At 78.1% G+C, this 233-nt stretch carries 1 protein-coding gene; it reads left to right on the forward strand.

The window, feature by feature from the left end; all coding sequences use genetic code 11:
- Positions 1 to 233, forward strand: a 233-nt coding sequence (locus DJ74_RS20020; protein ID WP_176451332.1) for a hypothetical protein, incomplete at both ends; no start/stop codon positions are given.

Below are 233 nucleotides of genomic sequence, written 5' to 3' on the forward strand. Positions count from 1 at the left end.
GCGGTGACGGTGGTGACGGAAGTGACGGTGGTGACGGCGGTGACGGAGGTGACGGTGGTGACGGCGGTGACGGCGGTGACGGTGATGGCACCGGCCCCGCCGGCGGCTCCGGTGGCTCCGGCTCCGGCGGCTCCGGCGGCGCCGACACGCCCGACGCGCCGGGCGACGCGCCGACCGACGAGCCGTCGGTCGAAGACGTGGTCCGGGTCCCCGAGGGCGCGACCGCGGTCGCG

The sequence above is a fragment of the Halorubrum sp. Ea8 genome, assembly GCF_002252925.1.
In the GTDB taxonomy this organism is placed as follows: Archaea; Halobacteriota; Halobacteria; order Halobacteriales; family Haloferacaceae; genus Halorubrum.